This is a genomic window from Streptococcus marmotae (genome assembly GCF_001623565.1).
Taxonomy (GTDB): domain Bacteria; phylum Bacillota; class Bacilli; order Lactobacillales; family Streptococcaceae; genus Streptococcus; species Streptococcus marmotae.
Window position 1 is genome coordinate 2,275,969 of the sequence record NZ_CP015196.1, and the last position, 12,896, is coordinate 2,288,864.

At 42.4% G+C, this 12,896-nt stretch carries 12 protein-coding genes; 4 read left to right on the forward strand and 8 right to left on the reverse strand.

The window, feature by feature from the left end; all coding sequences use genetic code 11:
• Window positions 1-8: 8 nt before the first annotated feature.
• The 4 genes from pheA to A4H00_RS11140 all read right to left on the reverse strand — a co-directional run bounded on the left by pheA (window position 9) and on the right by A4H00_RS11140 (window position 3,936).
• Complete coding sequence (gene pheA / locus A4H00_RS11125; RefSeq protein ID WP_067091198.1) at window positions 9-836, reverse strand: prephenate dehydratase; 828 nt, start codon at window positions 834-836, stop codon at window positions 9-11.
• Complete coding sequence (locus A4H00_RS11130; RefSeq protein WP_067091202.1) at window positions 827-1,318, reverse strand: shikimate kinase; 492 nt, start codon at window positions 1,316-1,318, stop codon at window positions 827-829. The genes pheA and A4H00_RS11130 overlap by 10 nt, the downstream gene beginning before the upstream one ends.
• Before the next feature lies 1 nt (window position 1,319).
• Window positions 1,320-2,606 carry a 3-phosphoshikimate 1-carboxyvinyltransferase gene (aroA, locus tag A4H00_RS11135; protein WP_067091642.1) on the reverse strand — a complete coding sequence of 429 codons (1,287 nt, stop codon included), beginning with the start codon at window positions 2,604-2,606 and terminating at the stop codon, window positions 1,320-1,322.
• Between the two features lie 403 nt (window positions 2,607-3,009).
• Window positions 3,010-3,936: an L-lactate dehydrogenase gene (locus A4H00_RS11140; RefSeq protein ID WP_067091205.1), complete on the reverse strand. Its 927-nt coding sequence runs from the start codon at window positions 3,934-3,936 to the stop codon at window positions 3,010-3,012.
• Between the two features lie 262 nt (window positions 3,937-4,198).
• On the opposite strand from A4H00_RS11140, the gene A4H00_RS11145 reads away from it, so the two are divergent.
• The 4 genes from A4H00_RS11145 to aroB are packed head-to-tail and all read left to right on the forward strand — an operon-like array spanning window position 4,199 to window position 8,313.
• Window positions 4,199-5,248: a 3-deoxy-7-phosphoheptulonate synthase gene (locus A4H00_RS11145; protein WP_067091209.1), complete on the forward strand. Its 1,050-nt coding sequence runs from the start codon at window positions 4,199-4,201 to the stop codon at window positions 5,246-5,248.
• A 34-nt stretch (window positions 5,249-5,282) separates the two neighbouring features.
• Window positions 5,283-6,320: a 3-deoxy-7-phosphoheptulonate synthase gene (locus tag A4H00_RS11150; protein ID WP_067091213.1), complete on the forward strand. Its 1,038-nt coding sequence runs from the start codon at window positions 5,283-5,285 to the stop codon at window positions 6,318-6,320.
• A 43-nt stretch (window positions 6,321-6,363) separates the two neighbouring features.
• Window positions 6,364-7,230 (forward strand): shikimate dehydrogenase, encoded by an 867-nt coding sequence (locus A4H00_RS11155; RefSeq protein ID WP_067091217.1) that lies wholly within the window; start codon window positions 6,364-6,366, stop codon window positions 7,228-7,230.
• A gap of 15 nt (window positions 7,231-7,245) precedes the next feature.
• Window positions 7,246-8,313: a 3-dehydroquinate synthase gene (gene aroB, locus A4H00_RS11160; protein ID WP_067091221.1), complete on the forward strand. Its 1,068-nt coding sequence runs from the start codon at window positions 7,246-7,248 to the stop codon at window positions 8,311-8,313.
• A gap of 215 nt (window positions 8,314-8,528) precedes the next feature.
• Here the strand turns inward: aroB and A4H00_RS11165 are convergent, their stop codons facing one another.
• The 4 genes from A4H00_RS11165 to A4H00_RS11180 all read right to left on the reverse strand — a co-directional run bounded on the left by A4H00_RS11165 (window position 8,529) and on the right by A4H00_RS11180 (window position 12,891).
• Entirely contained in the window at window positions 8,529-9,785 is a 1,257-nt protein-coding gene (locus A4H00_RS11165) for an ISL3 family transposase (RefSeq protein ID WP_067091225.1), read from the reverse strand.
• Window positions 9,786-10,155: 370 nt separating this feature from the next.
• Window positions 10,156-10,956, reverse strand: coding sequence for an ABC transporter ATP-binding protein (locus A4H00_RS11170; RefSeq protein WP_067091229.1), 801 nt, complete (start codon window positions 10,954-10,956; stop codon window positions 10,156-10,158).
• Window positions 10,957-10,967: 11 nt separating this feature from the next.
• Window positions 10,968-11,864, reverse strand: coding sequence for an ABC transporter permease (locus tag A4H00_RS11175; protein WP_067091234.1), 897 nt, complete (start codon window positions 11,862-11,864; stop codon window positions 10,968-10,970).
• A gap of 58 nt (window positions 11,865-11,922) precedes the next feature.
• Window positions 11,923-12,891, reverse strand: coding sequence for an ABC transporter substrate-binding protein (locus tag A4H00_RS11180; protein WP_067091237.1), 969 nt, complete (start codon window positions 12,889-12,891; stop codon window positions 11,923-11,925).
• Window positions 12,892-12,896: the final 5 nt, after the last annotated feature.

A 12,896-nucleotide genomic window follows, 5' to 3' on the forward strand; every position in this document is an offset into this window, starting at 1 on the left:
TTTTCCTTTTACTGTGCCTGATAAATAAAATAATCTCCTAAAATTTTATACGTAATCCCTAAACTTGTCAATTCATCTAAAGCATAAGCTAGTAAATCTGGCTGAGTATGGGCCACATCAAGGATAAAAAAGTACTCACCTAAAGCTGTTTTAAGAGGCCGGCTTTCAATCTTCGTCAAATCAATGCCCCGCCAAGCAAAGACTGACATAGCCTTATAGAGGGCCCCTGGAAGATTGTCTGGCAGTGTCAGAGCAAGCGAACATTTTCTCATCCCTTGCACAAGCGGAAGAACCACAGTCCTATGACCTAGAATCCAAAAGCGTGTGAAATTTTGACTCATTTCCTGAATGTCTTGAGCGACAATGTGAAGGTCATATTCCTTAGCTGCTGCCTGTGGAGCAATGGCTGCATACGGCTGGTTTTTCTGCCTTGCAACAAACCGCGCCGCATAGGCTGTACTGGCTGTTGCTTCTAACCGTGCCTGCGGATAATGTTCCTCAATGTATTTTTTCCCCTGTGCGAGAGCTTGCGGATGCGAGTAAATCACCTGAATATCTTTCGAGGGTTCAGTTACCATTAACTGCTGAAAAATCGGTTGAACCACCTCTGCTACTGCCTGTAAGTCCGCCTGATGAAAGAGGTAGTCTATCGTCTCATGAACACTGCCTTCAATCGAATTTTCCACTGGAATGACCGAATAATCAACTTCTCCTTGCTCAACAGCTTTCATCACTTCTGTAATGGTATCATAGGACACTAATTCGTCTACAGGAAAAGCCTGCTGGGCTACCTGATGTGTAAAGGATCCTCTCGGACCTAAAAATGCTACATACATTCGATTATCCTTGCTATCTCTTCTGGGCTACGATTTTCTGTATGGATGATTAAATCAGACAAACCTTCATACAGTTTCATCCGGTTTTGATATATGCCATAAAATTCCTCTTTTGAATGGTTCAAAAAAATGGGGCGTTGGGAGAGGGTATCTTGCTTGATTCGATGATACAAAACCTCAAAAGAAGCAGTCAACAGAACATTGTATTTTTGATTTTGACGAAGTAAGTCCTGATTTTTTTCTGAGATGACTACGCCACCGCCCGTAGAGATGACACAATCTGTTTCCATTTCTAACAGTTCTTCTAAGGTTTCAGATTCGATCTTACGAAAGGCTGCTTCTCCTTCTCTTGCAAAAAAGTCTGCAATCGGCATGCCAATCTTTTCTTCAATAATCTTATCCATATCATAAAAGGGGCGCTGAATATGCTGGGAAACGGTTGTTTTCCCTACTCCCATAAATCCTAATAATACAATCGGCATCCTATTTTTCCTCTAATAATTTCTGCAAATCATCAAAGAAACTTGGGTAGCTCGTGTTGATGGCTTCGGCTCGCTCCAAGTGAACTTCTCCGTCTTGCACCAAGAGGCTAGCAATAGCTGTCATCATCCCAATGCGGTGGTCACCAAAGGTATTGATGGTCGCCCCATGAAGCGGCGTTTTCCCTTTGATAATCATGCCGTCATCTGTCGGTGTAATCGCTGCCCCCATGCTATTTAAGGCATTTGCTACTACCTGAATTCGGTCTGTTTCCTTGACCTTGAGCTCTTCAGCATCACGGATAATGGTTGTTCCATTTGCCTGTGTCGCTAAAAGAGCAATGATAGGCAATTCATCAATCAAGCGTGGGATGATTTCTCCAGCAATTTCTGTAGCTTGTAAATCTGATGTTTCTACTGTAATGGTAGCCGATTTAGCTCGCTCATCTACTTGACTCAGACTAATCTTTCCACCCATAGCCTCAATCACATCCAAAATTCCTGTTCTGGTTTCCGCTATCCCAACATTTTCTAGGATAATCCTTGCATTGGGCACAATAAGCCCAGCAACTAGCCAAAAGGCGGCACTTGAAATATCACCTGGCACCTGAACCTCTTGGGCTGTAAAGGTCTGACCACCTGTGATGCGGATTTCCTTACCCGATACCTCAATCTTACCGCCAAACTGACGAATCATATCTTCTGTGTGGTTTCTTGTCCGTTCTTTTTCGACAATAACAGACTCCCCTTCTGCTTGTAAGGCAGCAAAAAGCAGGGCTGATTTTACCTGTGCAGAAGCAACTGGCAGTTGATACTGAATGGGCTGAAGATTTTTCTTGCCTTTTATGGTCAGTGGTGGCAAATCTCGATCCGTCTGACCACTCATCTCGACCCCCATTTGTCGAAGGGGAATGCTCACCCGGTCCATAGGGCGTTTAGATAAACTATCATCGCCAAACATTTCTGCTTCAAAGGGCTGACCTGCTAAAACGCCTGAAATCAAGCGAATGGATGTCCCTGAATTTCCCATATCAAGAGGCTTTTGGGGAGCTTTTAACCCATGAAAGCCTACACCATGAATTTCCACAACCTCTCCCTTATCTTCAATCTCTACGCCCAACTCACGAAAGACCTGCATGGTGGAGAGAACATCTTCTCCCCGTAAGATGCCATAAACCTTGGTCACACCCTCTGCCAAACTTCCAAACATAATCGAGCGATGACTAATTGACTTATCACCAGGTACACGCAGTTTTCCAGTTAATTGACTTGCCTTTGTCTGTAATTGCATGATTGATCCCTTTCTTGTTTGTTTCATTATACCATAAAATCAGAAGCGACTTTCCTCTATGAAAACATATTCATGTTACAGCTTGAAGAAAAAGTCTTTTTATTGCCACCATCCTCATGTGCTTTCGGACATCAGCGACTTCCTTCGGAGTAAAATAATCCAGTGGATTATTTTAGCCTGAGCCCAGAAACAAAGGAGCGAGGATGACCGATTTCGATGAAATCACAACTTCTGTCTCACTCCCACTTTTAGCACGGCGATGGCGGCGGTATTATGCTCGCTACACTCGCAAATTTTCTAACCTTAAAACTACAGAAAATGAAATATCATTGTAATGTTTTTCTGAATTGTGAGGTTTGTCTACATTCTGAAACACATTCATATTACACTTTAGTGACAATGACTAGTCAAGTCTACCCAGACTAGCCACAACTTTTTCCTGAATAAAACGAGCAGATGCTGCTAACTTTTCTTCCTCTTCTGCTGTCAACTGCAACTGAATGCGCTCAATAATACCGGACCGTCCAACAATGGCTGGGTAGCTCAAATAAGTCTCTAAAGGCTCATAGTAGTGAGAAACTGGTAACTCTTCATGAGCATCTGATACGATGGCCAAAACAAGGCGAATCGTGCTACTTGCAATGCCATAGGAGGTAAATTTCTTACTATAAAAAACGGTATGCCCTCCCATAATAGCTGTTTTTTCCAAATCCGCTCGCTCCGTATCGCTGAGAAAATCACAGACAGCCTGCCCTTTTACCTTCACTTGACTCCAAGCTGTGAATTGGGAATTCCCATGTTCCCCTAAATTGTAGCCCTGCACACTTCTTGGATCAAGTGAAAAATATTGGCCAACTGCTCGCTTCATTCTAGCTGTATCTAACAAGGTTCCAGTTCCAATCACACGGTCCTTTGGTAGACCAGTATATTCTTGATAGAGACTGGTTACTACATCTACAGGATTGGAAATAACGACTAGAATTCCCTTAAAACCAACCGCTTTTAATTGCTGAGCTACTGCTGGAACTTCTTTTGCCGTAAAGGGAAGCTCGGCAAAGCGATCTGCCTGAGGATTGTCCTGCAAGGTGATATTGCCCAAGGCTGAAATCACGACGTCCGCATCTGCCAACGCCTGATAATCATTGACAAGGATAGTAGCATGATAGGGAAGATTTGCGGCTGCATCTGCAAAATCCATGGCTTCTGCAGCCATCTTTGCCTCATCCGTATCGATAAAAACATAATCATCAAATGCCCCTTGCGCAATCAAGCCATGTGCGACTGCAGCCCCAACATGTCCAAGTCCAATAATTCCTACTTTTCGTGCCATGTCCTCTTCCTCCTTTTGTGACCGTTATGCTCTGTTTAGTCAGTATTCTACCATATTTAAGGACAATTTTCATGGTTTTACCGTCTAGTAGTTGCCCCTATTTATCGCAATCTAGCGGGTTTACTTCCTATCTAAGCAGTTTTAAGCAAATCATTTTTTCAACCATAAACGAGTAAAATATGTGAATTTTCTGAAAAGTTTCTTTAAAAATCAACGAAATCGTGTTATAATAGGGATAATTTTGAGATGAAGGGGAATCATGATGGTATTTAATTTAGCAAGTGAAACAATTAGCATTGAGGAAATGCGTAGTTTTTCAAAATTAACAGGCCAAGCCCTAGCTGAAAAGAAAAAAAGAGACCAAGAATTAGAAGCCATTATCAAAGGAAAAGATGACCGTATCCTTCTTGTGATTGGTCCGTGCTCCTCTGACAACGAAGAAGCTGTTTTAGAGTATGCACACCGGCTAGCCGCCTTACAAGAGCAAGTGAAGGAGCGGATTTTCATGGTCATGCGGGTCTACACCGCTAAACCTCGAACCAATGGCGACGGCTATAAGGGCTTGGTTCACCAACCAGACGCCAAAGGCGAGCCAAATCTAATCAATGGGATTCGAGCTGTCCGCAATCTCCACTATCGGGTCATCACAGAAACCGGACTAACAACTGCAGACGAGATGCTCTATCCTGAAAATTTACCATTGGTGGATGATCTCGTCTCCTATGTTGCAATTGGGGCTCGTTCTGTAGAAGACCAGCAACACCGTTTCGTCGCCTCTGGCATTGATGTTCCAACAGGCATGAAAAATCCTACTTCAGGCAATCTCACGGTTCTCTTTAATGGAATCTACGCTGCTCAAGGAAGGCAAAATTTCCTGTTCAATGGCGCTGAAGTCAATACTTCAGGAAATCCCCTCGCTCACGCTATCCTACGAGGAGCTGTGAACGAGTCCGGCAAAAATATTCCCAACTACTACTATGATAATCTACTAGACACGATTGAACGCTATCAGCAAATGAAATTGGAAAATCCTTTTATTATCATAGATACCAACCATGATAATTCTGGGAAACAACATCTAGAACAAATCCGAATTGTCCGCCAAACATTGATTAACCGCGATTGGAATAACGCAATTCACCGTTTTGTACGTGGCTTCATGATTGAATCCTACTTAGAAGATGGACGACAAAACGAACCTGAAATCTTCGGCAAATCCATTACCGACCCCTGTCTCGGTTGGAAAAAGACAGAACAATTGGTACAAGAAATCTACGATACACTAGGAAAAAAGAAAGGAACAGCGTTATAGAGCTCCTCTACCCATACGCTGTGATATAGATAACATGGGAATTCATCAAAAAAGTGAAAAAATTGATTTAGCAACCGTTAAGGCCTTATCGAAACTTTCTGGAGAGTTTTTAGCCAAAAAGACCGAACGTGATCACGAACTCCACCAAATTATCACAGGACAAGACGACCGCCTTCTCCTCATTATTGGGCCTTGCTCGTCAGATAATGAAGAAGCTGTCCTCGATTATGCTCGTCGCCTTGCCCAACTACAAGAAGAAGTCAAGGATAAAATCTTCATCGTCATGCGAGTCTATACTGCAAAACCACGAACCAATGGAGAAGGTTATAAAGGACTGGTGCACCAACCAGATACTTCTAAATTACCAGACTTAATCAACGGTATTGCAGCGGTTCGCAACCTCCACTATCGGGTCATCACAGAAACTGGCTTGACAACCGCAGATGAAATGCTTTACTCGGCCAACTATCCTCTTGTAGATGATTTGGTATCCTATCACGCTATCGGCGCACGTTCGGTAGAAGACCAGGAACACCGCTTTGTCGCTTCTGGAATTGATGCACCTGTTGGCATGAAAAATCCAACTTCGGGCAATCTGACCGTCATGTTCAATGCAGTATATGCGGCTCAAAATCAACAAAACTTTATCTACCGTGATGCAGAAGTCGATACGGACGGAAATCCTCTAGCACACATTATCTTACGTGGAGCTAACAATGAACTGGGGATGAATCTACCAAACTACTACTACGATAACCTTCTGCATACCATTAAGCAATACCAACAATTTGGCTTAAAAAATCCCTTTATCGTCATTGATACCAATCATGATAATTCAGGGAAAAACTACTTGGAACAAATACGTATCGTCCGCCAAACCCTCATTAACCGAGCTTGGAATCAATCTATTCGTCAATACGTTCGCGGTTTTATGATTGAGTCATACTTGGAAGACGGACGACAAGATACTCCTGATATTTATGGAAAATCCATTACAGACCCTTGTTTGGGATGGGAAAAAACTGAAAGCTTGATTCGTGAAATCTACCAGACAGAATCCCAAGCACTCTAATATCCCCTTTATTTATCAAATCTTGTACGAAAAGAGGTGTTTTATGCTTATTGATGGCTACACGCGCTTGGCTGCTGTTGTCGCAACTCCCATTCGCCACTCTATCTCACCCTTTATTCACAATCAGGCTTTTCAACAAACTGGGGTAAATGGAGTTTATGTCGCATGGGATATTCCAGAAAGTGAATTGGCAGTAACAATCGACAACATTAAACGCTACAACATGTTTGGCATCAACATCTCTATGCCCTATAAACAAGCTGTTTTGCCCTACATGGATGAACTAACCGACTCTGCTCGGTTGATTGGTGCAGTTAATACCGTCATTCATCGAGATGGCAAACTGATTGGACATAATACAGATGGCATCGGTTTTTTTAGAAGTTTGTCCAATCTAACTGCTTTTCATGTCGAGCAAAAAACTCTTACTATTCTAGGGGCAGGTGGAGCTGGTTTAGCTATTATCGCACAAGCCGCCCTAAATGGAGCCAAACAAATCAATATTTTTAAACGCTCATCTTCCTTAAATCAAACCAAAGAAAAGGCAACAGAACTAATGGCCCTTACTGGAGTAGAAATTACTGTCTTTCCAATCGAAGAGACAGAGCTGTTACAGGAAAAAATTCTCCAATCTGATTTACTAATCAATGCTACCAATGTGGGAATGGATGGCTCAACAATGATTATTCCACAAGATTGTATCCTACCATCATCCATCATTGTTGCTGACATCATTTATCAGCCCTTTGAAACACCTCTACTAGCCTTTGCCCGTAGTAAGGGTATCCAAACAATCAATGGCCTGGGAATGTTGTTATTTCAAGCAGCCGAAGCCTTTGAAGCTTGGACGGGAGAAGCCATGCCAACCGATACAATTTGGAAAGCCTTAGAAGAAATAGTTCGTGGATAGAAAGCTGGTGAAGTTATGCAACTAATCGTCAATATTCCGCATCATCCTTACACACTCTTAATTGAAAGAGGGAGCCTTGCCAAAGCAGGGGAGTGGGTCAGTCAAGTCTGGCCAACACAAAAAATCACAATTATAACGGATAACCATGTGGGCTCCCTATACGCTGATACTGTCAAGACCAGTTTGGAAGAGGCTGGATTTGAAGTGCTGGTTTTTGAATTTTTGGAGGGTGAAGCCCGTAAAAACTTAGAAACTGTTCAGCTAGCCTATGAATTTCTAGTGACTAATGGCATGACCCGTAGTGATGGCATTATTGCCTTAGGCGGTGGCGTAGTTGGAGACCTAGCCGGTTTTGTAGCCGCTACTTACATGAGGGGAATTCATTTCCTTCAAATTCCAACTAGCCTAACAGCGCAAGTTGATTCTTCCATAGGGGGGAAAACAGGAGTCAATACTCCCTATGCCAAAAATATGGTTGGAGCATTTTATCAACCTGATGGCGTGCTCATCGATCCTGACACCCTACAGACATTAGGTGAACGGGAGTTAATCGAAGGCATGGGAGAAGTCATCAAATACGGTCTGATTGCAGATGTAGAATTGTGGCAGGAATTAGATGAAATGGACGGTTCTGTTGCAAGTATCCTAGAGCATGCAGAAAGTCTTATCTACCATTCTTGTAATGTAAAGCGGAAAATTGTTGTGGAAGATGAATTAGATAATGGCGTGAGGCTTTATTTAAACTTTGGCCATACCATTGGTCACGCTATTGAAGCAACGGCAGGCTATGGCGAAGCCATGCATGGGGAAGCTGTCGCTATTGGCATGGTGCAACTAGCACATGTTGCCGAACAAAAGGGCCTCATGCCAGCAGGCATCACCCAGCAAATTCGTTCCATGTGCCAGAAATTTGGACTGCCAGTTTCCCATGAACCGTGGAATCCTTCTAAACTCTATGCTGCTTTAACACATGATAAAAAAGCACGTGGTCAATCCATCAAAACAATCATTGTACCAGAAATCGGAACCGCAGCCATTCATCAAATTCCCATTGAAGAAATGAAAGAATACCTAGACAAGTAATCACAGACCATTAAATCATCCCTTGTTCACTCTTTGACTGAACAAGGGATGAATCTTTTATAGACTGAAAAAGGAATCTAGAAAGCAGATTTTCTATGAAAAAGAATAGGCTGACACATTCTGTCACTACTTCTCCTATGGTATGCCAAGAACACAAAAAAGCCCCTTGTTGGGCTTTTTTGGCTCTTTGTCAACTGTAGTGGGTAGATGAAAAGCTAACACCTAGAGAGGACCAAATTGGTCTTCTCTCGTTTTATGTTTAAAGCAATGAAAATCCGCTTTTTAAAGTTTTCAAAGTTTCGAAAGCCAAAGGCATTGCGTTTGATGACTTTGATGAGATTATTCGTCGCCTCAAGTTTGGCATTTGAGTAAGGCAATTCCATGGCGTTTAAAACCTTGTCCTTATCCTTTAGAAACGCCTTAAATACCGTCTGGAAAATAGGGTTAACAGTGGCTATTTCTTGTTCAATTAGGACAAAGAAATGATCTGAGTTCTTCTCTTGGAAATGGAATAAGAGAAGTTGATAGAGTTCATAATGTTGTCGTAACTCATCTGAGTAGGATAGGAGCTTGTCTAAGATTTCCTTATTGGTTAAGTGCATGCGAAAAGTAGGGCGATAAAACCGTTTATCACTGAGTTTACGGCTATCTTGTTGTACCAGTTTCCAGTAGCGTTTGAGCGTCTTGTATTCATGCGATTTGCGGTCAAAAGCATTCATGATTTGGGTACGGACACGGTTCATAGCACGGCTGAGATGTTGCACAACGTGGAAGCGATCAAGCACTATTTTGGCATTCGGAAAAAGCTTCTTAGCGAGGGCGTAATAGGGGCTGAACATGTCCATAGTGATGATTTTAACGCGATTTCTGACCTGTCTAGGGTATCTCAGAAAGTGATTTCGGATGACCGCCTGCGTTCTTCCATCAAGGATAGCGATGATGTTATTTGTGTCAAAATCTTGAGCGATAAAGCTCATTTTCCCTTTCTTAAAGGCATACTCATCCCAGGACATGACTTCTGGAAGCTTAGCCCACTCCGTTTCAAATTTAAACTCATTGAGTTTTCGAATAACTGTAGATGTTGAAATGGAAAGTCTGTGTGCGATATGTGTCATTGCTTGCTTTTCGATGAGTAATTGTGCGATTTTCTGGTTGACAGCGACAGAGATTTGATGGTTCTTCTTAACAATAGGAGTTTCAGCGACCGCTATTTTCCCACATTCCTTGCACTTGAAACGACGCTTTCGAAGGCGGATAAGTAGCGGGTAACCAGCAGTTTCTAAGTAGGGGATTTTAGAGGCTTTCTGGAAGTCGTACTTAGCCATTTGTCCTTTGCAGGAAGGGCATTTAGGTGCTGTGTAATCCAAGTGACCGTGGAGTTCTAAGTGTGTTCCCATGTCGCATTCATTAGTGATCGTGATATTTTTGTCTTTCATTTTGAGAAAATTTGTGATAAGATTTAGTTGTTCCATATGAGTCTTTCTAAATGATGGTTTTGTCGCTTTTCATTATAGGTCATATGGGACTTTTTTTCTACACTGAAAAAGGCTCCATAATTTCCACAGTGGATTTACCCACTACAGATATTATAGAGCCCTTTTTTTTATGTGTTTCAAGTGATGGGCTTATACTCTATAAAAATCAAAATCTGACTAGTCTCCACAATTGAGAATTGTGGGAGGTGAGAAATAGAGCGAGCATAGCTCGTTTCCCCTGAACCACTAGTTCGGACTAATGTTAGCTGAGGATTATGTCATAATCCTTATTTCCAACCTTCAACAGTCCGCTGGACTGTTGAAGCAAGGTGAGTTAACGACGTCAGACTTTGATTTTTGACGAGTATTAGAGCATTATTTCGTCATCTGTCAGTTTTTGACCGCTATTTTTGTGGAACAAATCCATTAAATCTTGGACTGTCAGATTTGCTTTTTCTTCACCTTGGACATCAACCACAATGCGACCTTGGTGAAGCATGACAAGACGATTGCCATACTCGATAGCATTTTCCATATTATGGGTAATCATCAAGGCTGTCAAGCGGTCTTTTTCAACAATTTTTTTGGTCAATTTCATAACCATCTCACTAGTCTTAGGATCAAGAGCCGCTGTATGCTCATCCAGCAGTAAGACTTTTGGTTTGACCAAGGAAGCCATAAGCAAGGTCAGAGCTTGGCGCTGACCGCCTGATAAAAATTGGGTATCGACCTTCATTCGATTTTCAAGTCCTAAGTCCAATTCTTTCAATGCTTCTTTAAAAATCTTGCGCTCACTATCTTTTACTCCCCAGCTCAAACCACGAGAAAGACCACGGCGATAAGCAACTGCCATATTTTCTTCAATGGTCAAGCGAGAAGCGGTTCCCATTTTCGGATCTTGGAAGACACGACTGATGTCACGCGCACGTTTCGCAGCTGGAATATGCTTGATTGACTTTCCGTCTAATAAAATGTCGCCTGAATCAACGGTCAAAGCACCTGCAAGACTGTTCATCAAGGTTGACTTTCCTGCACCGTTTCCACCAATAATGGAAATGAAATCTCCCTCCTTCACGTCCAAATTCATCCCACGTAGCACATGATTCTCATTAATTGTCCCTGCTTCGAAGGTCTTATGAATATCTTGAATGGATAAAATCGTTTTCATGTTTTTTCCTCCTAAGCTGATTTTTCAGATAGATTTGGCTTACGAATCTGTAATTTTTTCTGCAATTCTGGTACAAAAAGGACAAAGGCAAGAAGCGTTGCCGAGAACAATTTGACCAAGTCAGCATCCATACCAGGAATTTCAAGAATCGCCAAGATAATCAACCGATAGATAACCGATCCAAGTACCACAGAGGCCAACCGCCAACCAATACGCAAATTGCGTAAAATTACTTCTGCAATAATCACGGAGGCAAGACCGATTACAATCGTTCCAGTACCCGAATTCAAGTCTGCATAGCCATTGTTTTGTGTCAAGAGAGCGCCACAAAGTGCAATCAGCCCATTTGATAGCATGTAGCCATAAATCTTCATCTTATCAACGTTAATCCCATTGGCTTCACTCATTGGAATATTATCCCCTGTTGAACGAAGAGCAAGACCAACTTGGGTATTTAAGAGTAAGGTCAATAAGGCAATCACAACCAGAACGAAAATCGCACCGATAATGAGAACGGCATAGGTTTTCGTTAAGCCCATTTTCTGTAACTGAGTAACCAAGGTCTGTTGGCGCAACAAGGCGACATTGGCCTTGCCAAGAATTTTCAAGTTAATCGAATACAAACCTGTCAGCGTGACAATCCCTGTTAAAAGAGCAGGAATTTTCAGCTTAGTATGCAATAAGCCTGAAATAAGCCCTGCCAGCATCCCGCCAATAAAAGCAAGGAAGGTAGCCAGTAAAGGATTGACACCATTGACAATTCCTGTTGCACAGACTGCCGCTCCCAAAGGATAGGCCCCTTCAGCTGTCAAATCAGCAATATCTAAAATACGAAATGTTAAATAAACTCCAATCGCCATAATTGACCACAATAGGCCCTGCGATACACTTGATAATATCAAATCCACAATGTTCTCCTTTATTTAGGAAGTCAAAAAACCAACTCCGCTTCCCTCTTCGTCCCTTTTATTTTGATAGCGAAAGTCCTGCTACATCAATGCCCAATTTTTTAGCCATTTCCTCATTGACGTGTAGGCTAACCGTTTCAGGATACTCTACAGCTGTCTTGGCAGGATCTGCTCCCTCGATAATCTTTATTGCCATTTTAGCAGTCTGACGACCCAAGGCTTCATAGTTTGTTCCATAGGTAAGTAAACCACCTTCATCGACCATGTCAGTCGAGCCACCGATAACTGGAACCTTATACTGAAGGGATAATTCTCCAATCATGGTCATGGTTGACGCAACGGTATTGTCTGTTGGAATAAAGACTGCATCGACCGCCTTCATCAGGCTTGTCGCTGCATCTTGGACTTCATTGGTATTTGAAATACCTTTAACCACTACCTTATAGCCAGCTTTTTCAAGCAAGGGCTTGGCTGCTTCTACCTGAACTTCTGAATTACGTTCGCTCGTTGTATATAAGATACCAACCGTTTTTGCATGGGGAACAGCCTTTCCAAGCAAATCAATCTGCTGATCAATCGGTGCTTGGTCGCTCGTTCCTGTCAGCATGCCTCCTGGCTCCTCCATTGAACTGACCAAATCAGCTGATAAGGGATCCGTTACAGCAGTAAACAGAACAGGCGTATCCATTGAAGCCGTTGCTAAACTCTGAGCAGCTGGCGTTGCAATAGCTAAAATCAGATCATTATCGCCAACTAGTTGCTCAGAAATCGTTTGGAGGTTGGCTTGATCCCCTTGAGCATTTTGGTAATCAAGGGTGATTTTTTCTCCTTCTTTGTAGCCATTTTCTTCTAATTCCGCTATAAATCCTTTACGGGCAGCCGATAAAGAATCATGCTCCATGTATTGTAAAATACCGACTTTTACTGTATCTGTATTCTTACTGCCTGAAGTTGCACAGCCAGCTAAAGCTAGAGCGCTCAGGGCAACCACTGATAGGCTGCGTAAATATTTTCCTATTTTGTCCATAGACT

What these genes read in the sequence shown, in the direction of transcription:
- pheA (WP_067091198.1), bottom strand. Translation starts at nt 836, where the DNA reads ATGTATGTAGCATTTTTAGGTCCGAGAGGATCCTTTACACATCAGGTA.
- A4H00_RS11130 (WP_067091202.1), bottom strand. Translation starts at nt 1,318, where the DNA reads ATGCCGATTGTATTATTAGGATTTATGGGAGTAGGGAAAACAACCGTT.
- aroA (WP_067091642.1), bottom strand. Translation starts at nt 2,606, where the DNA reads ATGCAATTACAGACAAAGGCAAGTCAATTAACTGGAAAACTGCGTGTA.
- A4H00_RS11140 (WP_067091205.1), bottom strand. Translation starts at nt 3,936, where the DNA reads ATGGCACGAAAAGTAGGAATTATTGGACTTGGACATGTTGGGGCTGCA.
- A4H00_RS11145 (WP_067091209.1), top strand. Translation starts at nt 4,199, where the DNA reads ATGGTATTTAATTTAGCAAGTGAAACAATTAGCATTGAGGAAATGCGT.
- A4H00_RS11150 (WP_067091213.1), top strand. Translation starts at nt 5,283, where the DNA reads ATGGGAATTCATCAAAAAAGTGAAAAAATTGATTTAGCAACCGTTAAG.
- A4H00_RS11155 (WP_067091217.1), top strand. Translation starts at nt 6,364, where the DNA reads ATGCTTATTGATGGCTACACGCGCTTGGCTGCTGTTGTCGCAACTCCC.
- aroB (WP_067091221.1), top strand. Translation starts at nt 7,246, where the DNA reads ATGCAACTAATCGTCAATATTCCGCATCATCCTTACACACTCTTAATT.
- A4H00_RS11165 (WP_067091225.1), bottom strand. Translation starts at nt 9,785, where the DNA reads ATGGAACAACTAAATCTTATCACAAATTTTCTCAAAATGAAAGACAAA.
- A4H00_RS11170 (WP_067091229.1), bottom strand. Translation starts at nt 10,956, where the DNA reads ATGAAAACGATTTTATCCATTCAAGATATTCATAAGACCTTCGAAGCA.
- A4H00_RS11180 (WP_067091237.1), bottom strand. Translation starts at nt 12,891, where the DNA reads ATGGACAAAATAGGAAAATATTTACGCAGCCTATCAGTGGTTGCCCTG.